This window comes from Halalkalibacter oceani (assembly GCF_023715705.1).
In the GTDB taxonomy this organism is placed as follows: domain Bacteria; phylum Bacillota; class Bacilli; order Bacillales; family Bacillaceae_D; genus Halalkalibacter; species Halalkalibacter oceani_A.
Window position 1 is genome coordinate 11903 of record NZ_JAMBOS010000004.1, and the last position, 22674, is coordinate 34576.

Sequence of the window (22674 nt, forward strand, 5' to 3'; positions counted from 1 at the left end):
ATCCTGAAAGCCGCGTTTCAGGTCAGGAATAGGACGGCAGGTTCGGGCTTGGGGCAAAAGGGGACACTACTCTTTTTTTCCAAAGCCCCGACTCTATCATTTGTAACATAGTCCGTATGGTTTGCGCTTCTGATAACGCCCATCTCCGAGCGAACCGATGTAAGCACCGTCTTTGACAATTTGCTTTCCCCGGAGAAACACATCTTTCACCCTGCCTTTAAGCGGGAAGCCTTCAAACATATCATAATCAATTCCCTGGTGCGACGTTTCGAATTGGATCGTGCTCTCTGCTTCTGGATCAAAGATCAGCAGATCGGCATCGCAGCCGACAGCAATCGTTCCTTTTTCAGGATATAAGCCCATCACTTTCGCCGGATTCGTCGCCAGCAATTCGACCGACTTCTCCAGTGACAGCCTCCCTTCCGCCACCCCGTATGTATAAAGCAGGGAGAAGCGATGCTCAATCCCGTTTCCACCATTCGGTATTTTCGTGAAATCATCCTTTCCCAGCTCTTTTTGTCCTTTAAACGAGAAGGCGCAATGATCAGAGCCAATCGATTGCAACGTATCGTCCTGCAACGCTTTCCAGAGGGCATCATGATGTTTCTCTTCCCTGAGCGGCGGCGAGCAGACAAACTTCGCTCCTTCAAAGCCCGGTCTTTTCAATTCCTCTTCTGTTAAAAGCAAATAATGAGGACATGTTTCCGCAAAAACCGGCAGTCCTTTCGCCCGCGCTTCACGAATGCGCTGCGCCGGCCCTTCTCCACTGACATGAACGATGAACAACGGGGCGCCGACCACCTCGGCAATCGAAATCGCCCGGCTCGTCGCTTCCGTTTCAACTTCGATTGGGCGGCTGACGGCATGATAATAAGGCTCTGTTTGCCCATTTTCCAAGCATTTTTTCTGCAGAAGATCTATGATCGCGCCATTTTCAGCATGGACCATCACAAGAGCGCCTACACTTTTTGCACGATCAAGCGTTTGATAAAGTGTCGCGTCTTCGACCATCAGATCCCCTTTGTACGCCATAAATAATTTCAGTGTTGAAACCCCTTCTTCGACCAGTGCCGGGATTTCTTCAATCACTTCCTGGCGAAGATCGGTCACGCCGATATGAAAGCCGTAATCAATTGCTGAACGCCCAGCGGCCCTTTGTTTCCACTGTTCGACACCTGCTCTTAACGATTCTCCCCGGCTTTGCAAGGCAAAATCGACAATCGTTGTCGTTCCTCCAAGCGCGGCAGCGACACTTTCTGTATGCCACGGAGCAGTAATTGTCCCGCCAAACGGGCTTTCGACATGAGTATGCTGATCAACCATTCCTGGCAGGACATACATCCCTTTCGCATCAACAACTTCGCTCGCCGCATCCTTTATGCTATCACCAATCAGGACAACCTTTCCGTTTTCCACTAAGATATCGGCTTCATATCGATCTGAACTTGTGACAATCATCCCGTTTTTGATTAACGTTTTCATTTTAGCCCTCCTTATTCGTTTGTCAGGACTTGTAAAGCTTCTGCCAGCAGTCTAATTCCTTTTTCAATATCCAGGACATCGGTAAATTCAGATGGAGCATGACTAATGCCATCCTTGCTTGGTATGAAAATCATATTGCATGGCACCTTCTCCGACATAATCATTGCATCGTGATAAGCGCCGCTCGACATAATTTTGTAAGGCAGACTAAGAGCAGTGGCACAGCGTTCAAGCTCCTTCAGCACGCGTTGATCCATTTCTGAGGGGCTGTCATCGCTTTTGATCTTCCACTCTGCGCGCAAATTTCGCCGTTCGAGTAGCTTGCCGGCTTCCTCCTCCAGCACTTGCAGGATTTTATCCTTTTTTTCTTTCCAGCTGTCTCTCATATCAATTGTAAATTCGACTGATTCGGCGATAACGTTGCTCGCGCCCGGATGAAGCTGCATTTTGCCGACCGTGCCGACAGCCGATTCACTGTACGTCTGAACAACCTCCTCCACTTTCAATATCAGTTCCGCTACGGCCGGTACAGGATCCTTTCGAAGCTTCATCGGTGTGGTGCCGGCATGGCGCTGTTCACCAAAAACCTGTACTTGTATTTCCGTCGGTGCAGCAATACGGTTGACAAGGCCGATCGGCAAACCTTCGTTTTCCAGCACCGCCCCCTGTTCGATATGTAATTCAAGAAATCCTTTGACCATCGAAGGATCAAGCTGTTCTAAAAGAACTTTTTCCGGATTTTTCCCGCGCTGCTCCAAGATTGTCCGTAGCGATTGCCCTGCTTCATCCCGCCATTCATCTAAATCACGGCTCCGCAACTTGCCGGTTAACGCCCGGCTGCCGAGACAGCCCATCCCAAAACGAGTCGGCTCCTCCGCGGCGAAGATGACCATCACAAGGTCGCGTTCCGGCTCGAAGCCTTTTTGCTGGAGGAGCCGGACAGCCTCAAGTGCACCGAACACCCCGACTACTCCGTCATAGTTTCCGCCATGTGTCGGAGCGTCAAGATGAGACCCCGTCCAAACTTGCGCAAATCCCCATTTTTTTCCTTTCCACGTTGCAAAGATATTGCCAATTTCATCTTCGGAAATCGTTAATCCAAGCTGTTCTGCTTCAGCTTTCATATAATCCTTAGCCTGCCGGTCCTCTTCCGTATACACCACTCTTGTGACCCCGGCGCCAGGAGTTGAGGTAAAGGCCGCCAATGTTTCAATATGCTTATGAATACGCTCGGTTATCCTCACTTTTCTTCCCCTCTCATTCGTCAGCTGCCTCTGACTGTATTGTAAAAGTTATACAGCTACCACTTCAGCTTATTTGTCATAAGATCTGACGGACAATCGCCAGAGCTGACATTAACGTTTCCTCTGCCCTCTCATTTGATCCTGGGTCTAAACATGACGGCAACGGCTGTAACGGAATGCTCATTCACCTTTGCCGGCACAGCCTGAAATCAGGTACGACTAATGAAAAAGCCTGTGACAAAAGGTTGGTTATTCCCTTTCCCACAGGCTCCGAAAAGACAGCTCCTATCATTTAATCCATCAATTGTCCGCCGTTCACTTCAACCATTTCTCCCAACACATAAGAGCTTAATGGCGAAACAAGATAAAGTGCGGCATCCGCGACCTCCAATGGGTCTCCCTCCCTGCCAAGCGGAATCACTTTTTTGAAATTCTCACGCGCTTCACTGCTTGTGAAACGGTCGTGGAATGGTGTCGTAATGACCCCTGGAGCAATGCCGTTCACTAAAATCCCATCATCGCACAATTCCTTTGCCAGTCCTTTCGTAAATGTGCTGACAGCGCCCTTCGCCGTCGCATACATCACAGCACCTCCGCCGCCGCCGTTACGTGCGGCAACAGACGATACATTGACAATCCGACCGTACTGCTTCTCCTTCATAAACGGGATCACATATTTTGTCACAAGAAACACGCTCTTGACATTAACATTGATGATCCGTTCCCATAAATCAGTTGGCATTTCCGCCACCGGACAGCGCTCTATCAGCGATCCGGCATTGTTGATCAGAATGTCAATCCCGCCATAGTCGGCGCCGATCTTCGCCACCATCTCCTTTACCTGCTCTTCATCGGTCACGTCGCATTGATAGGCTGTTGCCACGCCGCCCTTTCCATTGATCTCAGCGACGACCGCTTCCGCCGCTTCCTTGCTGCTGTTATAATTGACAATAACTTTCGCCCCTGCTTCCGCCAACCGAAGGGCAATCGCTTTTCCGATCCCCGTCCCTGCTCCCGTGACAAGCGCAACCTGATTTTCAAGATTAATTGTGATCAACTTGTTCAGCTCCTTTTATGTATATGCAAGACTCACTTCCAATCCAAGAAAGCGCTATCATTTTTTAAAAGAAAAATAGATTGGAAATGATTCCTATTATAAATTCAACAACGATATCCGTCAACAAAGTTGTGGCAATTTTCTTTTTCTTTCAGGTGTGGCAAAAGGATGCGGACCTTTTGCCACACCACCTGCTAGATTTTCAACGCTTCGGCGATTAGCTGATAGGATTTCAGCCGATCCGCCAGCCTGTCTGTTATCGTATTGATCATCACTTCCTCTGTTCGGTAAAACTCCTTCAGCCCGCGCAGCCTGTCTCTTACCTCAAGCGGATTGCCGATAATCATTTTTTCTTTCATTTGCTCTATTTTTGCACGGTCCTCTGCAGAATAGTCGTAACGTCGGACCCGGGACGAAGTGGGAATTCCTTCATTGATGCCTTTTTCCTGCAAAAGCCGCCACAATAGCTGCCTTTCGGCTATCTCCTCTGCCTCGGCGGTCGTTTCGGCACAGATAACGGCGACAGCAACAAGGGCATGTCCCTCACCTTCCTGATCTGTCCGCCTATGTTCCTGCCGGTAAGTCTCAAGCAAAGCCGGACCGTCCTTCTCGCTCATAAAATGACCAAACGCATAATTCATTCCCATTTCAGCTGCAAGGCGCGCGCTTTTTTCACTCGTCCCGAGCAGCCATAGCTGAGGCGGAACAGCCGGAACTGGAGCGGCGTTCAGATTTCGGTAAAGATGCCCGTCCGGAAATGTGTGTCGCAAAAAATGGAGCAGCTCTTTCAGCTTATCCGGCAGCTCGCGCACCTGCTGCAAATAATTGCCGGACAAAGCAATAGCGGCCTCCGCTGATCCTCCCGGTGCTCTCCCGATGCCGAGGTCGATGCGGCCAGGATATAAGGTCGCAAGCAGATGGAACGTTTCGGCCACTTTATAGGGCCGGTAATGCGGCAGAAGAATTGCGCCGGCGCCAAGACGAATGCGGTGTGTCTGCGCGCCGATCGCGCTAATCATGATTTCGGGTGCCGGACACGCCAGCCCGGGAAAGTCATGATGTTCGGCGATCCAGTATCTCGTATAGCCGAGCGCTTCACCGTGCTGCGCTAACCTGACTGCATTAGCCAACGCTTCCCTCGCTGTTTCTCCTGTTCTGATTGGTGCCTGATCAAGAATGCTCACTTTCACGTTTGTCCACTCCTTTTCAAAAACAGCATATCATCAGGCTAACTGTTATGCCAGTCACCGAGATGTTACGCGGATATTCTCCGCTCCAGCTGCCATACTAGTGAAAAAAGGAGGATTAGCAATGGAAACACGCAGAAAAACGACGATAGCCGGAACAGACATCGAGGAAGTGAAACGCCTCAATGCCCGCTCCGGCTTGACCTACAACGAAGCCAAACTGATCCTGGCCCAGTCCTATCGCGCAAAGAAAAGAATGAACTAATCCGGTTCGCTGTGACGCAGCAATACGCTTCTATGTACTCAAGTAGACTCAGGTTTGTGGGCAAAGTACTTTCCCCTTCGCGCACAAACCTTTTTATGATTCCATTGAAAAGCTGCCCGGATCTAAACAGACATACGCAGCAAACCGCTTTTCGAGACCGGGATGATCAAGCTCCTTTTTGACCAAATAAAGTCCTTCATAGACATGCTTCACTTTGAGAGAGTAAAATAACGGCCGTAAACTGTGCTCAATCACAATGAATTGGGCAAGGCTCCCCGCCGATGACGCGCCGATGACGATCGGGAAGAGGATGAGACAAAATTAGAGGCTGGGGAAAAGGTAAAAACAACCTTTTTCCCAGCCCCTTCATCTCCCGATACGTCTCTTCCGGCTCTGAAATCATGATGACCACAACCGAAGCATCTTTTAAAGCGTCACCCTGCTCTTCTTCGATCCGGACCGTCTCCAATTGCAGCTCCTCGCTTTTGAGCGCCGCTGTAAAGACTTCTTTCAAGATCTTCTCCAGTCGATCAACGTGCTTCCCTTCCAACCTTCTCCCGGCGACGACCGCTATTTTTTCCATTTATCCCTCCAGCGTTTTGCTCGCCTGTCCTGCCAGTCGCAGCTGAGCTTCCTGTCTAAGACGGTCAAGGGCCCGGATGAGGCGCTCCTCCGTCGCCTGATCGAATTCCACTTTGCCGGCTTGCCCCCAGCTGATGCCGCTATCAACAAGATAAACCCCCGGAAGAACAACATCAGCGCCCAGAACGGTCAGAACCGGCTTAAAGCTGTACTCAATCGTCAGCAAATGGGCAACTGAACCAGCGAGTACAAGTGGAAAAACAATTTTATTTTCGAATGCTTTTTGCGGCAATAAATCGAGATAGGTTTTCAGTACACCCGTGAAAGACGCTTTATAAACCTGACTGGAAACAATAATGACATCTGCTTCTTCCACCTTTTTATTCGCCGCCAGTACGGCCTCGCTCTGAAACTTGGCAAAAATCAAATCCTCCGGCGGCAAATCAATGACCGGGAGCACTTCCACCTCTAAATCACTGGCTTGTAAATAGTCACTTGCATATTGAATGACCCCGTTTAATCTTGATTGACTCGTCGGACTCCCTGAAATGAACAGAACCTTTGTCATCACTCAACACTCCTTTACTTCGAATTAAAAAGCTGAAATGATTTTCTGCCGGGTCTTGAAGTAACACGTCTAAAGTTTACCCGAACTGAACAAAATCTTTCCTTTCTTTTACCTAATTAAAAACAGTTGTTTAATCGGATTTATAGTGTGTTTTACAGAAATGAAGGGACATATTCCGAGCCAACATGTAAGCTCATCCAGTATTATCGTATGAGTCATTGTTTCTGTTTGCCAATCGTTTCACGCTCTCAATGACTGTTCAATATAAGACCAGGACCGCTTCGCGAAATAGACGGGAATCTTTTGGCTTGCGGCTTGCTTCTTGATCGAATGCAGCATGTTATGGTTTATATAATCGGTTAGAATTAAGATTGAGTTTGTCTCATAGGGAATTTGCTTTTTGACCATCTTCACTTTCCTGCCGGAAATATGATTAATCTTTGTATAGCCAAAGGCCCTTAGCTTTTCCGGGATAACCCCTAACCGGTCCCCGCCAACGATAAGTATCGAAGACATTCCAATTCTCCTCTCCTTCAAGCCATTATGTAAGAAAAGGCTCTCACCTTCCGTTTCAGAAGATAAGAGCCTCTAGAGGTCTAGTCGGACTACTGTAATTCAATTGATGGTTCCAACTTTAGCACAAGAATTATAAGTTTACAAGTATGTTTAATTGGTTTTTTACAAAAACTAAGTTAACATATAATTCTTATCGTCATACTATACTATTAATCAAAAATGTAATACGATCCGGTTGATCGGTCATCCGAAAACAAGGTCTGTTACGATCTTTTTTGAAAGGAGGAGGTAGGTAAGCCCAGCTGTTGAGGCCACTGAAAAACTTCCTTTCTCGTAACTCGAAGAAGAGTAATGGTGACTTTCATTACTAAAAAGCTGTTCCATGTCTTTTCATTTCAGGTTTCCTTGTCTACCCATTTCATTTACTAAAGGGAGGTATTCGGCATGAGCCATCTCGAACCCGAGAAATTGGAAAAAATCAAAAATGCCCTGGAAAGAATTAAATTTGGTTCAGTCCTGCTAACGATCCACGATGGTCAATTAACGCAAATTGATGCTACCGAAAAAGTCCGCTTCCCGCAAAAGAAAAGCAGTCAAACAAAAAAATAATGAAGTCTATCGGACAACCGAAGACTTCTCATTCACCGGCTTGGGGTGAAATGGGAAGTTTTTTTTATTGCCAATAGAAGGAGAGAGAAAAATGACGAAAAAAAGAGAATCGATCAAACAAGGCATAGCGGCGGCGGCCATCCTGTTTGTAATAAGCGCCTGCAATGGAAACACCTCTACAGGAACCGATCAGGCTGGGGAGCCTTCTGAACGAGGAGGCTCAATTGAACTGCTGAATGTTTCCTATGACCCGACCCGGGAGCTGTACCAGGATTTCAACAAAGAATTCGCCTCATTTTGGGAGGAAGAAAGCGGAGAAACTATCACCTTCCAGCAATCCCATGGAGGCTCCGGCAGCCAGGCCAGGTCGATTGTTGACGGTCTCGAAGCTGATGTTGCCACGCTTGCGCTCGCTTATGACATCGACATGCTTCACGAAACACGTCAGCTGATCCCTGCGGATTGGCAACAGCGCTTACCGGATAATTCAACCCCATATACGTCAACGATTGTTTTTCTTGTCCGCAAAGGCAACCCGTTGAATATTCAGGACTGGGAGGACATTGTTAAGGAAGATGTTTCCGTGATTACGCCGAATCCGAAGACATCCGGAGGTGCACGTTGGAATTATTTGGCTGCCTGGGGCTATGCGCTCGATAAATACGGCAGTAAAGAAACAGCAAAAGAGTTCGTCACTAAGCTGTATCAAAACGTTGCCGTGCTCGATTCGGGAGCGCGCGGAGCGACGACGACCTTTGTCGAGCGCGGCATTGGCGATGTCTTTCTTTCGTGGGAAAATGAAGCGTTTCTTGCGATTAATGAACTTGGAGAGGATGAATTTGAAATCATCTTTCCTTCGATCAGCATATTAGCCGAGCCACCTGTGACGGTAGTCGATGCGGTCGTTGACAAAAAAGGAACGCGGGAAGTTGCCGAGGCCTATTTAGAATTTCTTTATTCCGATACAGGACAGACGCTGGCAGCCGAACATTATTACCGCCCGCGCAATCAGGAAATTTTAGCCGAGTATGGCGATCTCTTCCCCGAAATTGATCTCTTCACGATTGATGATATCTTTGGCGGCTGGACGCAGGCCCAACAGGAGCACTTTGCCGATGGCGGAATCTTTGATGAGATTTACCAGCCGTAAATTGCCATTATGAGCGTACGACAAAACTATTTAGCAGCAATGACTCCACTCGTCACAGGTTCGTGGCAGTGCAGCTCATTGCTCAGGGGCTGATACATCTTTCGTACAGCCCCATATGAAAGGAGTAAGACGATGGGAAAATCACACCGTTGGAAAGCGCACAGCATTATCCCAGGCTTCGGTTTATCACTGGGTTTCACGATGATGTATGTCGGTCTGCTGGTCCTTCTGCCGCTGGCAATGGTCTTTATTAACACATCCACGATGGGCTGGCAGCAATTTTGGGCAACGGTCACGGAGCCGCGCGTTGTTGCCTCCTATCGCTTAAGCTTCGGAGCGGCCTTTATCGCCGCCTGCATGAATGCCGTTTTCGGCCTGCTCATTGCCTGGGTGCTCGTCCGCTATGACTTTAAAGGCAAACGGCTGATTGACGGTCTCGTTGACCTGCCTTTTGCTCTGCCGACAGCGGTTGCCGGAATTGCGCTTACAACTCTCTATGCATCAACGGGATGGGTCGGCCAGCACTTGGAGGTGCTTGGCATCCGAGTAGCCTTTACCCCGTTAGGTGTGATTGTCGCGTTGACATTTATCGGCCTGCCTTTTGTTGTCAGAATGGTACAACCTGTACTGCAGGATTTGGAGAAGGAATTAGAAGAAGCATCAGCGAGCCTCGGCGCAAACCGGTTTCATACCTTCACCAAAGTCATCCTGCCGATTTTGCTGCCTGCCTTACTGACCGGATTTGCGCTCGCCTTTGCCAGAGCCTTAGGTGAATACGGCTCTGTCGTGTTTATCTCCGGCAACCTGCCGATGCAAACGGAAATCACCCCGCTATTGATTATGACAAAGCTGGAGCAATTTGACTATGCCGGCGCTACCGCCCTTGCCGCTGTGATGCTCGTCATCTCCTTTGTGATGCTGCTGGTGATCAATATGTTGCAATGGTGGGCACAAAGCAGACAAACGACCTAGGAGGTGCTTCATCTATGGCCCAAATATCAACCGATCCGACGCCGGTCAACCGGACAGCGGCGACCAATGAATCCCGCTTCGTCCGCTACAGCTTAATCGGCTTGGCTTTGTTATTTTTACTGCTCTTTTTGTTTTTGCCGCTCGTGGCGATTTTTTTGAAAGCTTTTGAACAGGGGCTTCATGTCTACTTCGCTTCGATTACTGAAGCCGATGCGTTATCGGCGATTAAACTCACTCTTCTTGTCGTCGTAATCGCCGTTCCACTTAATACGATTTTCGGCATCGCCGCGGCCTGGGCAATCGGAAAATTTCGCTTTCGCGGCAGAAACCTGCTGACAACCTTGATCGATCTTCCCTTTTCGGTTTCACCGGTCATTGCCGGGCTTGTCTTTGTCCTGCTGTTTAGCGCCCATGGCGTCTTTGGGCCGTGGCTGCTGGAGAGAGGCATCCAGATTATTTTTTCAGTTCCGGGGATTGTCCTGGCAACATTATTTGTCACCGTCCCGTTTGTCGCGAGGGAACTGATACCCGTCATGCATGCCCAGGGAACCGCTGAGGAAGAGGCGTCTTTGACGCTCGGGGCAAATGGCTGGCGAACATTTTGGCATGTCACCCTGCCTAATGTAAAATGGGCGCTCCTGTACGGGATCATTCTTTGTAATGCCCGAACAATCGGCGAGTTCGGCGCCGTCTCGGTCGTGTCCGGCCATATTCGCGGACTCACCAACACAATGCCCCTGCATGTCGAGATTTTGTATAACGAATATCAATTTACCGCTGCTTTTGCCATCGCATCCCTAATGTCGATTTTAGCAATATTGACCCTTATTTTGAAAAACGTTATTGAATGGAAGGGCGCAGCCGAGAGGAGGAACGAACATGTCCATTAAAATCCAAAACATCAGTAAAGCATTCGGCACATTTCAAGCTTTAACCGAGATTAACCTTTCAATCGAAACAGGTGAGCTTGTCGCGCTTCTAGGCCCGTCCGGCTCAGGTAAAACTTCTTTATTGCGCATTATCGCCGGTCTTGAAGCAGCCGATCAGGGCACTGTTTATTTTGATGGTGAAAACATGACCGAGGTTACGACCTCGTCGCGCCAGGTCGGCTTCGTCTTTCAGCATTATGCGTTATTTAACCATATGACCGTAGAAGATAACATCTCCTACGGCCTACGCGTCAAGCCAAAAAAGCAGCGCCCGTCAAAATCGGAAATTGCCGAACAGGTGCGAGAATTGCTTGAGCTCGTCAAGCTTGAAGGACTGGCAAAACGCTTTCCATCACAGCTTTCCGGTGGACAGCGGCAACGGGTCGCTCTCGCCAGAGCGCTGGCCATCAAACCGAAAGTGCTGTTACTTGATGAACCATTTGGCGCGCTGGATGCTAAAGTGAGAAAGGATTTGCGCAGATGGCTACGTAACCTTCATAATGAATTTCCGATCACGAGCGTTTTCGTCACCCATGATCAGGAGGAAGCGCTCGATGTAGCCGACCGGATCGTCGTGATGCACCAAGGGAAGATCGAGCAGGTCGGCAGCCCGGAGGAAGTCTATGAACAGCCAAGAAGCCCTTTTGTCTATGACTTTTTAGGAAATGTTAATGTGTTTAAAGGCCGGCTCCACCAGGGAATGCTTCAGTTTGATAAGCATCAAATTGCCACCCTGGCGTACCCCAGCAGCACTAACAAAGAGGCCGTCGCCTATGCCCGCCCGCATCACATGGACATTACCCGCGAAAAAAGCGAGCAGGCGATTCCGGCCATTGTTCATCACATACACGCCGTCGGGCCGCTCGTTTTCATTGAATTGAAATGGAAAAACAATACTGAGCTGCTCCAAATCGAATTATCGAGAGAGCGGTTTGAAGAGCTTCACCTGACGTTACACGAGCAGGTTTATGTCTCCCCGAACCATGTCACGGTTTTCCTCCCTGAGGAATTTTCAATCTGATCCGTCCGCCATGAGGCTGGGACCGGGCTAAAAGGTGATTTTTCCCCTTTGGCCCGGCCCTTAAAAAATGCGCAGAACGACCACGACCTTTTCCATCCCGCTATGAGTGGAGCCTTACTGCTCCATGCTAACTAGCTTTGTCTCCATATTAGTCCCTTTTTCTTCACTTTCAGACTAAATCTTCTAAAAATATCTATAATTTGAAACATTCCTCCGCTTCATCCGTATAAATAGGTGAGCAGGAAACTCATCTTGCTACACGATTACATAGGAGCGTGAAAACATGACATCATTTATTTGGTTTATTGTTCTCGGGGTTTTATTTTTCTTATTATTGGTTGGCAGCGCGATCGGCTTCTTCCTTTTTAAAAGAAGATACCGGACGGCAAGCTCGAATGAGGCCTTAATCATCACCGGTCCTAATTTAGGCAACCCTGAAGATGATCAGCGAATTTTCAATGATGAAAATGGCAGAAGCTTAAAAATCATCCGTGGAGGCGGCGTCCGTCTCAAGTTCTTTCAAACATGCACACCGGTCGATCTTAATTCCTTTCAAATTAAATTGACAACGCCAAAAGTGTACACCGTTCAAGGAGTTCCGGTGATCGCCGACGCCGTCACCTCGGTCAAAATTTCCGATTCCTTAATTGGAATTGCCAACTATGCCGAACAGTTCCTCGGCAAAAAACAGTCAGAAATTGAAGAAGAAGTATCCAAAGTACTCGGCACCAACCTACGAGCGATTTTATCAAAGCTGACCGTCGAGGAAATCAATAATGACCGTGAATCTTTCAATCATCAGGTTCAGGATATTGCCCAAAAAGAATTGGATAATATGGGCTTCAAAATTACCTCATTCGGGTTGGACGATTTACGTGATGCCGACGAGGAAAATGGCTATTTAGATAATCTTGGGCGTCCGCGTATCGCTGAAATCCGCAAAAAGGCGGAAATGGCTGAATCCGATGCGGAAAAAGAAACGAGAATGTACCGTGCGCGAAATGATCAGGAAGCACAGGATGAGGAGAATATCCGCTTAAGCGCGATTGCCGAATCACGCAAGGAAAAAGATATTAAAGAAGCGCAGATCAAAGAAGAAACAGAGCGGGCCCGCGCCAAATCTGAGCAGGCCTATGAGCTCGAAAAAGCGCGCCTTGCCCAACAGGTAAAGGAAGAAGAAATGAAAATCCAATTTATTGAGCGCCAGCGCCAGGTAGAGCTTGAACAGGAGGAGCAAAAGCGCCGGAAAGCCCAGGCTGACGCCGATGCTTATGATATTAAAGCCCGCTCGGAAGCAGAGGCGGAGAAATACCGGATTGACGGGGAAGCAAAAGCAGCCGTCGAACGCGAAAAAGGGCTTGCCGAAGCGTCCGTCATCCGCGAACGGGGAACGGCTGAGGCTGAAGCGAAGCGCCAGATGGCAGAGGCGATGGAGAAGTACGGAGATGCCGCCGTCCTTGAAATGTTTATCAATATGCTTCCGAAATACGCCCACGAAATTGCCCAGCCGCTTTCCAAAATCGAGCAGATGAAAGTAATTGATATGGGAGGCGCCGATTCTGCGGGCGGAGCTTCAAAAATTACAAACAATGTCACGAGAACAATGCTCGGCCTTCAGGAAAGCCTGAAGGAAAGCACCGGCATGGATTTAAAAGCAATGCTGGAAAGCTATGTTTCACGAGGCAGAACCAATTATTTCGGTCAGATGCAGGAAGCCGCTTCAGCAGCAGAACAGCCTGAGACTGAACAAAACCCGGAATCATCCCCTCTTCAGGAAACAAATGAAGAGGATGAGCAGCAAAGCGGGAAGTAAGCCCTGCTTCATCGTAACTTGACCGGCATGAATAACGTTCTTGAAAAGGGTTGTCTGACTCAGGCAACCCTCTTTTCTCCACCTCTCCTCCCCTACTTTGATCCCAAATATCCACTCAAAATGATTTGATTGTATCTATTCTTTTAAACCATTAACAGTCCTCCCACCGCATGATATAATTGACTTAGCTGTACACAAATAAAAAAGAATAGAGAGGTGCTTTAACTTGGAAGGTATCGATTTAATTTTAAAGGAGTTACAAACATTAAACCAACGAGTACAAAAACTAGAGCTAAATATGGCTACCAAAGATGATATCGCTAATATGGCTACGAAAAGCGATATTGCCAACATGGCTACGAAAAGCGATATTGCCAACATGGCTACGAAAAGCGATATTGCCAACATGGCTACGAAAAGCGATATTGCCAACATGGCTACGAAAGACGATATTGCCAACATGGCTACGAAAAGCGATATTGCCAACATGGCTACGAAAGACGATATTGCCAACATGGCTACCAAAGATGATATTGCTAATATGGCTACGAAAGGCGATATTGATCAATTAAATAAAAAGCTCGATGCCATTACGACCCAAGTTGCCCATAATACAGAACAGGAAATCATCTTGAACGACCTTTCCCAAAAAGTGAATGACCACGAAATGGATATCCGCTTACTCAAACGAATGATCGCTACGAATTAAGTTTATCAAAGCCACTTCTTTTTCCCCTGTCATCAGTTTCTTCAATTGCATCACAATCAAACTTCCTTTCGATTTTCTTCTTTATTCCAAGTTCTGTCTAGCTATCTAATAAAACACTGTTCAGGTGATAGAAATAGAAATTCACCATTTTTCATGATACGATGTCGAATAGAAAGATATAGAACAGGAATGGAGACGGAGATTGAATGAAACGAAGAGCGCTTATATCGCTATCATTGTTTTTGCTTGTCTATAGTGGCTTGGTCATCTATATCGGTTGGAACGGCTGGGTTTGGCTGCAATCCGTCTTTCAGCTGGAAAATGGTCTGATCTATACAGCGGCCATCACCCTCGCCGCATTCTCGTATTTTATCAGCCGCGTAAGCTCGCTTTCTATTTTTAGAATAATTGGCGCGTACTGGCTTGGTATTTTTCAATATGCGCTTTTGCTTATCCCTCTGGCAAATCTCGCTTATGCGATTCTTTCCTTGTTTCCACTTGATCAACAGATGCTGCTTTTTTCGCTTGGGTTGATTGTTATTACCGCCGTGATCGCAATGATCGCCTATGGCTCCTTTCAGGCATATAGTCCAGTGATCCGCCCCTATCAGCTCCACATCGCCAAAAAAGCTGAGAATCACAAAAGCCTTCGGATCGCGGTCGCCTCTGATATGCATTTTGGAACATTATCAGGAAAAGCTCACGCCCGCCGGCTCGTCTCGTTGATTCATCAGATTAACCCAGATCTTATTCTCTTACCGGGCGACATCGTTGATGACGATCCTGATGTTTTCAAAAAGAAAAAAATGGGCGAGGAATTGAGTCGACTCAATGCCCCACTCGGCGTCTATGCCGTATTAGGCAACCATGAATATTACGGTAAAAAGATTCCGGAGTTTATCGAGGAAATGGCAGAATGCGGCGTTACCGTCCTGCTCGATGAAACAGTGGAGGTTGACGGTAGCTTTTACCTGCTTGGCCGCAAAGATCGAACTGATCACACGCGAGCTTCTGTTGCGGAGCTGACGCAATCACTTGACCAGTCAAAACCTGTGCTGATGCTCGACCATCAGCCATATGAATTGGAAAAAGCCGAAAAAGCAGGTGTCGACTTACTGCTTTCCGGTCACACCCATCGTGGTCAGCTTGCCCCCAATCATCTGTTTACAAAAAGACTTTTTGAGATTGACTGGGGCTACCACCGGAGAAAAACGCTCCATACGATTGTTTCATCCGGCTTCGGCTTTTGGGGGCCGCCCCTCAGAATCGGTAGCCGTTCGGAAATTGTTCAAATTGATCTGACGTTTGAGTCATCATAGAGAATAAAGCCTACCCAAGTGATGAATCCGTCGCTTTATCGGTTTCTCCTGACTAAAAACGGGTAGCATCGTCTCCCGTTAACACCAACAACAGCTGCCCCGACCTTGGGGCAGCTGTTGTTATCTCAAGAACGCTCGGTAAAAATAGCCAACGGCAAGAGCGCACTGACGACGTATTGACCTGCATCGACAATTTCCGAAATTTTCAGGTCGACGCAAAGACTTGATAAAAGGTAGGCGTCCACTTTCGAAAGCTTATATGTTTCGGCCAGATATTCGACCATTGAACGGATCGCGTCCTGAGCGGCTGTCATTAGGTCAGGGCCAACCCCTGTTGTTCCGTAAAAGCCTCTGTCATTTACTTTAGGGGTGAGCGGGCCATTCGTCTGAAATTGTGGCGAAGGAATCGACTTCCCTTTTAACAGAGTGAATTTCAGGCTTGAATACATCGGGCATTCTAATGCCGATACACAAACCTCACCATCCCCCTGCGCCGCGTGCCCGTCTCCGCAGCTGAAAAGCGCGCCTTTTTCCTGAATCGGCAAATACAGAGTGGTCCCGATTGTCAGCTGCCTCGTGTCCATATTGCCGCCAAACGTTCCGGGCGGCATAATCGGACTTCCGTCTGCGTCTTTCGGACAGACGCCCATCGTCCCGAGAAACGGCTCTATCGGCACTTTAATATCATCTCTGAAATGAATGTATGCTCCATCCGATAAATCAAATGTACGTAAATAAGCATCTGGAAAATCGTCCGGCAACAATCCAAGGCCCGGTAAAACAGCTGTCCAGCCCCAGCCCTTTGGCTTTAAATCAAGAATGTCAATCGCCAGCGTATCACCAGGCTCCGCATCTTTGATGTAGACAGGGCCGGCAAGCGGGTATACACGGTTCCAGTCAAGACCGGCAATCGCGTCAGTCGTCGATTCAAGCGAAAACTGATTATCAGTTACTTCCCGTGTTTCAAATATAACCGTATCCCCACTATCAATCGTTAAAGCAGGCTGATGCCGCTTGTCCCACGTAAAATGAACAACATCGTTCGGAAAGAAGTGCGTTTTTACCATATGAAACCTCCTTTACTTGATTACATTCACTATAGCAAATAAAGCGAATATTCAAAAGAAACTATACTTTTCTTTCTTCGTATGTCACCCGCTTCACCGATATCCGCCCGCTTATGCTCCTTCTTCCTTACCGCTGTCCGGATTGGAAAAAGTGAACCAATCACCACTGCTTATTTCAGCCTCAAGATTGAGCAACGGCTTTCCTGCGATATAGACATATGCCTCATGCTGGCGTTTTCCAAAAACCGTCTGGCGAATCCGCTCGTATAAATTATTGTCACCGTTTACGACATAATCCTCAAGCTCGTCTATGTTCGCCAACATCGCCGCATCAACAGCATACAGTTCGCCGACTACACGTTTCTTCGGATGCTGCTTCAATACCGGGTAACCCGCACCTGTATCATGCAGTTCTCCGGCTGTCCAGCAGCTCCGTTCGATACAGACTGCCCGCTCCAAATAATGATCATTTTCTCCGCCGGCCCGTAATGTTCCATAAACAAAAAGTAAATCAGTCGTCATTGCTCCATTCCACCTCATTCGTTTCTACTACAAGGAATAGGTCCACGTGGAGAAAAGGACAGACAGCTCGCAAACTGCCTCTCCTCTTTTGTCTCTATCCCTTAAATAAATAAGACGGCGCCCCTTTCACTCCCGGTTTAAGATGGAAGACTCCGCCCGAATGCGGGTAGCGCTGTAATTCTTCTGCACTAAGCCCTCTTCTCGCCGTCGTAATAAACAATTCGTCAAGCTGTTCGCCGCCAAAGCAGCAGGATGTCACCTGCTTCGCCGGAACAGCGACTTCACCAATTTTCTCCCCTGTTCGCGGGTTCCAGCGGGACACTTTGTAGCCGCCCCATTGCGCCACCCAAAGCATGTCATCCTGATCAATTGTCATCCCGTCTGGAATTCCCTCGCCTTCCGGGATCGTGACGACAACACGTTTGTTTGTAATTTCCCCTGTTGCCAGCTCATAATCAAAGGCAACGACCTGCTTCGTCGGTGAATCGATGTAATACATCGTTTGATGATCGCCCGACCAGGCCAGCCCGTTTGAAATCGTAATATCGCCCAGCTTTTGCTCGACTGTCCGGTCCGGATGAAGAACATAGAGGGAACCGCTCGGCTTCTGCTCCTCAACGTCCATCGTCCCTGCCCAAAAACGGCCCGCCGGATCACATTTTCCATCATTAAAACGGTTGTCAATCAATTCCGGTTCCGGATCGCTGATCAGCTCAGCTTCACCAGTCGCTTCGTCAAGCGCGTAAAAACCAGTTTGAGTGGCGACGAGCAGGCCGCCCTGCTCCCTGACGACGACCGCTCCGACAAGATCCCCAACCTCAATCACCTCCGTGGTCTCCGTCTCCGGCTGAAAGCTGTGAACCGTCTTCCCCAGTATATCGACCCAGTAAAAGCGCTGTGATTTGATGTCCCAGCACGGGCCCTCTCCAAGCTGTAATTTGGCATCGATTCGTAACGTCGCCTTCATTTCACTTCCTCCTTTAATTCTTTTTTAGCAAATTTGGATGACAATTTTAATAATCGACGGGTCCTTGCGCTCCATTAATGAAAAAGCCTGCTCTAGTTCATGAAGCGAAAAGCGGTGCGTCACGAGACTCGCTGTGTCCAGCTTGTTCGTTTCAAGTAATTCGACGACACTCTCCCAAACTCCTGGGCTTCCCAAGGAACCACAAATGTCGAGATCACTGGTGACAATTGTATCGAGATCAATTTTCGCCTGCTTCCCTCCACATAAGCCAAGCAGGACGATGCGGCTGCCGGCCGCGGCGATTTGCGTCATGCTTTCGATCGCCGCCGGACTCCCGCTCGCTTCGATAATCCGTGTAAACATTTCACCATTGGTAAGAGCGGCTGCCCGTTCAATCAGATTCTCGCGGGAGAGATCAATGATTTCATCAGAGCCAAGCTCAAGCCCTTGCCGGAGCCGCGTCTCTCTCATATCGATCAGGACTACCTTTTTTGCCCCATAGGCTTTTGCCGCTTGAACAGCCAACAGGCCGACCGGTCCCGCTCCAATAATCGCCACGCTGTCCTCCGGCGTTACCTCCAGCCGCTTGATTCCGCGCAAGGAAACAGCCGCCGGTTCAAGCAGGCAAGCCTGCTCATAGGAAATTGACGGATCGAACACATGAAGGGCATGAGCCGGATAAATCATGTATTCCGCGCAGGCTCCATCTTTTTTGAGCACACCGTTCTCTACCCGGTTCGGGCAGAGATTGTAGCTGCCTGCAAGGCATTTGCGGCACCTCCCGCAGGAAATCGTCGTTTCCCCGACGACACGGTCGCCAACCTTGACCTGCGTGACGTTGCGGCCGATAGCAACCACTTCACCCGACCACTCATGTCCTGGAATAATCGGATAGCACGCCTCGCCATTGAGAAAATAGATCATTTCGCCCTGGTAAATCTCCAAGTCCGTCGCGCAGACACCGACACAATGCACTTTGACAACGACGTCATTCTCTTTGCAAGTTGGCCGTTCGACTTCCAAATAGCGTAGTGATCGCGCCCCAGTCAGCTGCATTGCCTTCATCGTCTTCATCTGCTGCCGTCACGCTCCTTTTGATCAGCCCGATACGAAACAAATGATGTTCCTTGATGCTGCTCGGCAAGCTCAACCAGCTCCTGCACCGCTTTCGCATCCGCCAACGTAGAAAGCGGCGGCTTTCCGGCAGCAATACATTCCTCTATAACATACTTCGCCTCAAAATAGAATAAATCCTCGTAGCGCGGGTACGCTTTATTCAATGTTCCAATCGACCGCTCATAGATGACATCCTGCCAATTATGGACCGCTCCGCCGTTTGAGCCGAGAATTTTCACCATATACGTCCATGGGTTTGTCGTTTTGTCATCGCAGGCAAAGCTGGAAAAAAGCACGACCTGCGCCCCGTTTTCCATCCCAAGGACGATAATCGACTGATCCTCCTGATCCAGCTTTTCATAATGCAACTTCGTCGTATGACAGCCGATCGTTTTCGGCAGCCCGAGGAGATAGAGCGTCGTATAAAGATGATGGGTCATGATCTGGCGGTTGACCCCCGGGTAATGAGACGCCAGCTCCTCGCTATGAAAGAGATTGAACGTCATCCAGACACTGCAAATTTGACCGAAGACCCCTTCTTCAATATGCCGGCGGAAACGAATGATTTCCGGATGGTAAATATAATTATGAGCAGGAAAGCACACCTTACCGGCTTTCTTTGCCGCTTGCTCCAGCTTTTCGATCTCGGCTACATTCATCGCAACCGGTTTTTCGACAAGAACATGCTTTCCAGCCTCGAGCGCCCTTGTCGCATGTTCGACATGGAGCTCGACCGGTGAAAGCACATAAATCAGCTCGATCTCCTCTTGCTCAAGCAATTCAGCCAAAGTCGGATAGGCGATTGCGCCCCATTCGTGCGCGCGCTTTGCCGCCAGTTGCCCGTTCGGCTCGTAAAATCCGCTCACCTCAGCAGCCTCGATTTGCTGCAACGCCTGATAATGCACTTCAGAAATCGCTCCTGCCCCGATAAAACCAATTTTCATTGTCATCCATGCCTCCATTTTTTTACCGTCTAATCGAACTCATCACATTCGCCGCAACCGCAATGAGCAGCACGAGTCCGATCGCCAGATTTTGTCCGTCCGAGCCGATTCCAAGTAAATTCAGCCCATTGACGAGTACGCCCATCAGAAACACGCCGACCAAGGTCCGCCACATACTACCCGACCCGCCAAACAGCGCCGTTCCTCCGAGAATAACAGCAGCAATCGGCGGCAGCATCAGTCCGACCCCGGCAGTGACCTGCGCGCTGCCGACCCGGCCGAGCATCATGATCCCGGCGAGAGCCGCACAGCCGCCGCTGATCATCAGCACAATGATCTTATGCTTCGCCACGTGAATGCCGGACATTTTCGCTGCTTCCTTGTTGCCACCAATCGCGTATAAATTGCGACCAAAAACGGTTTTGCTTAAGACGATGTGGCTGATAATAAAGACAAACGCGAAGACGAGGATGATCACCGGAATGCCGAACAGCGTGCCGGAGCCAAACCATTGGAGGCTGTCGGGAATGCCGTATAATGGCTGCGCCCCTGATAAGAACAAATAAGCCCCTTCGGCAATATACATCATTGCCAATGTCGCCATAAAAGACGGAACCATCAGCTTCGCGTTGAAAAACCCGGCGATCGCGCCAATCCCCGCGCCGGCGAGAATCGTCACGATAAAGGCGAGCCAGACCGGGAGCTGAAAGCCGATGTCATAGCCTCCCGTTGCCAGCGCCCCGGCCAGCAGGCCGCATAACGTCATAATATGGGCGATACTTAAATCGATCTCGGCCGAAATGATAACGAAGGTCACGCCGACCGCCATGACGCCGATGATCGAGACCTGGCGCAAAATATTGATAATATTGCCGTATGTTAAAAAGTGCGGCGATAAAATCGAAAAGACGATAATCGCTAAAATCAAGCCGACGATCGGCCCGACGACGGCGTAGTTGACATTCCTCAGCCTAGCTTTCCATTGGGCTTTTCCACTTTCTTCATCGAGCACAGCCCCTGTTTGCGGCTCGAGTGGACTATTTTGTTGCGTCATCGGAATCACTCCTCTTGATTTTCAAAAATACTGTTCATGATTTTCTCTTTCGTAACCTCGCCTTCCCTAAGCTCCTTAACAATTCGTCCTTCGTGCATGACAAGACAGCGATTGGACAGACCGATCAGCTCCGGAAATTCTGAAGAAATAAACAAAATCGCCGCTCCTTGGTGAGCCATCGCCTTCATGATCCGGTAGATTTCCGACTTGGCATTAACGTCGACGCCCCTCGTCGGCTCATCGAAGATCAGCACGCGTCCCTTTGCCGCCAGCCACTTTGCCAGCACGACCTTTTGCTGATTGCCACCGCTCAAATGAAGAATGAGCGCATCCTCTGCCGGGGTTTTCACATTGAGCATCTCAATATATGTCCGCGCCTTTAGACGCTCAAGCTTGTCACTGATCAGCCCTCTTCTGACCGTATCCTTCACCGTCGTCAGGTTAATATTTTCCTTGACGCCGAGCGTGCCAACAAAGCCTTCCTTTTTACGATCCTCTGTTATCAGCCCGATTCCGTGCCTGATCGCCTGGGCCGGACTTTTGACTTCAATTTCCCTGCCTCCAAGCAAAAGTCGGCCGCTATCCTTTGGGTCAGCGCCAAAAATCGCCCGCGCCAACTCTGTCCTGCCTGCGCCCTTCAATCCGGCCAAGCCGACGATTTCGCCCTTTCTGATTTGCAATGAAACATCGGCAAAGCGGCCGGCCGAGCTGAAGTTCTCGACCTCAAGCAGCACCTCGCCAAACGTCTCCGTCTTTGGCGGGTAAAGCTCGGTCAGCTCATCCTGATCGGTCCCGGTCATCAAGGAAATGAAATACTTTTCCAATTCGTCCTTCTTTCCATTTACACTCATCGTTTCAATCAATTCACCGTCACGCAACACAGTCAGCCGGTCAGAAATCGCAAAGATCTCCTCGAATTTATGCGTAATAAAAATGATCGCCTTCTCCTGGCGTTTCAGCCTGCGAATCGTCGCAAACAGCCGCTGGACTTCACTTTCACTGAGAGCCGAGGTCGGCTCATCAAGCAAAATGATCTCAGCATTCTGGCTCAGCACTTTCGCGATTTCAATCATTTGCTGGTCGGCAATACTGAGCTGGCCGACAAGCTGATGCGGAGACACCGCCATTTCAAGCTCCGCCAGAATCTGTCTGCTGTCACGAATCAGCTTCTTTCGATTGACGAAACCCGCTTTATTGCGCGGCAGACGTCCGAGATAAATATTTTCCGCCACACTCAGCTCCGGAACGAGACTCAGCTCCTGATGAACCATGCCAATCCCGAGCTTTCTTGCCTCTTCGGTATTGGCCGGCTTCACCTGCTCGCCATGAAGATAAAGCTCTCCATCATAATCAGTATGAATGCCGTCGATAATTTTGATTAAGGTGCTTTTCCCGGCTCCATTCGCACCGAGCAGCGTATGGACCTCGCCTTTGCGGAATGTGATCGAGATATCGCGTAACACCGGAATGCCGCCGAACTGCTTGCCTATGTTTTTCGCAGTCAAAATCGGGATCTCAGCGGAAGCCGTCATCTTCCTTCCCCCCCTTGCGATTCTATTTGTGTTAAGCGGCGAGCCACCA

General features: G+C 49.0%; 23 protein-coding genes. 9 read left to right on the forward strand and 14 right to left on the reverse strand.

Annotated elements, in window-relative coordinates:
- Positions 1-96: 96 nt before the first annotated feature.
- The 4 genes from hydA to M3212_RS05135 form a co-directional block, all read right to left on the reverse strand.
- Positions 97-1482, reverse strand: coding sequence for a dihydropyrimidinase (gene hydA, locus M3212_RS05120; RefSeq protein ID WP_251192885.1), 1386 nt, complete (start codon positions 1480-1482; stop codon positions 97-99).
- Between the two features lie 11 nt (positions 1483-1493).
- Positions 1494-2726 carry a M20 family metallo-hydrolase gene (locus M3212_RS05125; RefSeq protein ID WP_251192886.1) on the reverse strand — a complete coding sequence of 411 codons (1233 nt, stop codon included), beginning with the start codon at positions 2724-2726 and terminating at the stop codon, positions 1494-1496.
- A 292-nt stretch (positions 2727-3018) separates the two neighbouring features.
- Positions 3019-3783, reverse strand: coding sequence for an SDR family NAD(P)-dependent oxidoreductase (locus M3212_RS05130; protein ID WP_285874084.1), 765 nt, complete (start codon positions 3781-3783; stop codon positions 3019-3021).
- Positions 3784-3977: 194 nt separating this feature from the next.
- Positions 3978-4973, reverse strand: a complete 996-nt coding sequence (locus M3212_RS05135) for an LLM class flavin-dependent oxidoreductase (RefSeq protein ID WP_251192887.1) — start codon at positions 4971-4973, stop codon at positions 3978-3980.
- 121 nt (positions 4974-5094) lie between these two features.
- On the opposite strand from M3212_RS05135, the gene M3212_RS05140 reads away from it, so the two are divergent.
- The gene (locus tag M3212_RS05140; RefSeq protein ID WP_251192888.1) at positions 5095-5235 is read left to right on the forward strand and encodes a hypothetical protein; all 141 of its coding nucleotides are present in this window, start codon (positions 5095-5097) and stop codon (positions 5233-5235) included.
- Positions 5236-5482: 247 nt separating this feature from the next.
- Here M3212_RS05140 and M3212_RS05145 read toward each other — a convergent pair whose 3' ends face one another.
- The 3 genes from M3212_RS05145 to M3212_RS05155 all read right to left on the reverse strand — a co-directional run bounded on the left by M3212_RS05145 (position 5483) and on the right by M3212_RS05155 (position 6901).
- On the reverse strand, positions 5483-5818 hold the full coding sequence (locus M3212_RS05145; protein ID WP_251192889.1) for a hypothetical protein: 336 nt from the start codon (positions 5816-5818) through the stop codon (positions 5483-5485).
- Complete coding sequence (gene ssuE / locus M3212_RS05150) at positions 5819-6385, reverse strand: NADPH-dependent FMN reductase (protein ID WP_251192890.1); 567 nt, start codon at positions 6383-6385, stop codon at positions 5819-5821.
- A 240-nt stretch (positions 6386-6625) separates the two neighbouring features.
- Positions 6626-6901: a DUF2325 domain-containing protein gene (locus tag M3212_RS05155; RefSeq protein ID WP_251192891.1), complete on the reverse strand. Its 276-nt coding sequence runs from the start codon at positions 6899-6901 to the stop codon at positions 6626-6628.
- Positions 6902-7345: 444 nt separating this feature from the next.
- Between M3212_RS05155 and M3212_RS05160 the strand changes: the two genes are divergently transcribed.
- The 8 genes from M3212_RS05160 to M3212_RS05195 all read left to right on the forward strand — a co-directional run bounded on the left by M3212_RS05160 (position 7346) and on the right by M3212_RS05195 (position 15423).
- Positions 7346-7510 (forward strand): YezD family protein, encoded by a 165-nt coding sequence (locus M3212_RS05160; protein ID WP_251192892.1) that lies wholly within the window; start codon positions 7346-7348, stop codon positions 7508-7510.
- Between the two features lie 91 nt (positions 7511-7601).
- The gene (locus M3212_RS05165; RefSeq protein ID WP_251192893.1) at positions 7602-8660 is read left to right on the forward strand and encodes a sulfate ABC transporter substrate-binding protein; all 1059 of its coding nucleotides are present in this window, start codon (positions 7602-7604) and stop codon (positions 8658-8660) included.
- A 132-nt stretch (positions 8661-8792) separates the two neighbouring features.
- Positions 8793-9632, forward strand: a complete 840-nt coding sequence (gene cysT / locus M3212_RS05170) for a sulfate ABC transporter permease subunit CysT (protein WP_251192894.1) — start codon at positions 8793-8795, stop codon at positions 9630-9632.
- A 14-nt stretch (positions 9633-9646) separates the two neighbouring features.
- Positions 9647-10522: a sulfate ABC transporter permease subunit CysW gene (gene cysW, locus M3212_RS05175; RefSeq protein WP_251192895.1), complete on the forward strand. Its 876-nt coding sequence runs from the start codon at positions 9647-9649 to the stop codon at positions 10520-10522.
- Positions 10512-11582 (forward strand): sulfate/molybdate ABC transporter ATP-binding protein, encoded by a 1071-nt coding sequence (locus M3212_RS05180; protein ID WP_251192896.1) that lies wholly within the window; start codon positions 10512-10514, stop codon positions 11580-11582. Before cysW ends, M3212_RS05180 begins: the two co-directional genes overlap by 11 nt.
- 283 nt (positions 11583-11865) lie before the next feature.
- Positions 11866-13395, forward strand: a complete 1530-nt coding sequence (locus M3212_RS05185; protein ID WP_251192897.1) for a flotillin family protein — start codon at positions 11866-11868, stop codon at positions 13393-13395.
- A 298-nt stretch (positions 13396-13693) separates the two neighbouring features.
- Positions 13694-14104, forward strand: a complete 411-nt coding sequence (locus tag M3212_RS05190; RefSeq protein WP_251192898.1) for a hypothetical protein — start codon at positions 13694-13696, stop codon at positions 14102-14104.
- Positions 14105-14310: 206 nt separating this feature from the next.
- A complete protein-coding gene (locus M3212_RS05195; protein ID WP_251192899.1) occupies positions 14311-15423 on the forward strand; it encodes a metallophosphoesterase in 1113 nt (370 codons plus the stop codon).
- 125 nt (positions 15424-15548) lie between these two features.
- Here M3212_RS05195 and M3212_RS05200 read toward each other — a convergent pair whose 3' ends face one another.
- The 7 genes from M3212_RS05200 to M3212_RS05230 all read right to left on the reverse strand — a co-directional run bounded on the left by M3212_RS05200 (position 15549) and on the right by M3212_RS05230 (position 22625).
- A complete protein-coding gene (locus M3212_RS05200; RefSeq protein ID WP_251192900.1) occupies positions 15549-16490 on the reverse strand; it encodes an acetamidase/formamidase family protein in 942 nt (313 codons plus the stop codon).
- Between the two features lie 111 nt (positions 16491-16601).
- On the reverse strand, positions 16602-17012 hold the full coding sequence (locus M3212_RS05205; RefSeq protein WP_251192901.1) for a gamma-glutamylcyclotransferase family protein: 411 nt from the start codon (positions 17010-17012) through the stop codon (positions 16602-16604).
- Positions 17013-17106: 94 nt separating this feature from the next.
- Positions 17107-17979 carry an SMP-30/gluconolactonase/LRE family protein gene (locus tag M3212_RS05210; RefSeq protein ID WP_251192902.1) on the reverse strand — a complete coding sequence of 291 codons (873 nt, stop codon included), beginning with the start codon at positions 17977-17979 and terminating at the stop codon, positions 17107-17109.
- 24 nt (positions 17980-18003) lie between these two features.
- Entirely contained in the window at positions 18004-19053 is a 1050-nt protein-coding gene (locus M3212_RS05215; protein WP_251192903.1) for a zinc-dependent alcohol dehydrogenase, read from the reverse strand.
- Positions 19050-20045, reverse strand: a complete 996-nt coding sequence (locus tag M3212_RS05220; RefSeq protein WP_251192904.1) for a Gfo/Idh/MocA family protein — start codon at positions 20043-20045, stop codon at positions 19050-19052. The genes M3212_RS05215 and M3212_RS05220 overlap by 4 nt, the downstream gene beginning before the upstream one ends.
- A gap of 16 nt (positions 20046-20061) precedes the next feature.
- Positions 20062-21093 carry an ABC transporter permease gene (locus M3212_RS05225; protein ID WP_251192905.1) on the reverse strand — a complete coding sequence of 344 codons (1032 nt, stop codon included), beginning with the start codon at positions 21091-21093 and terminating at the stop codon, positions 20062-20064.
- Positions 21094-21098: 5 nt separating this feature from the next.
- Positions 21099-22625, reverse strand: coding sequence for a sugar ABC transporter ATP-binding protein (locus M3212_RS05230; protein ID WP_251192906.1), 1527 nt, complete (start codon positions 22623-22625; stop codon positions 21099-21101).
- Positions 22626-22674 lie beyond the last annotated feature (49 nt).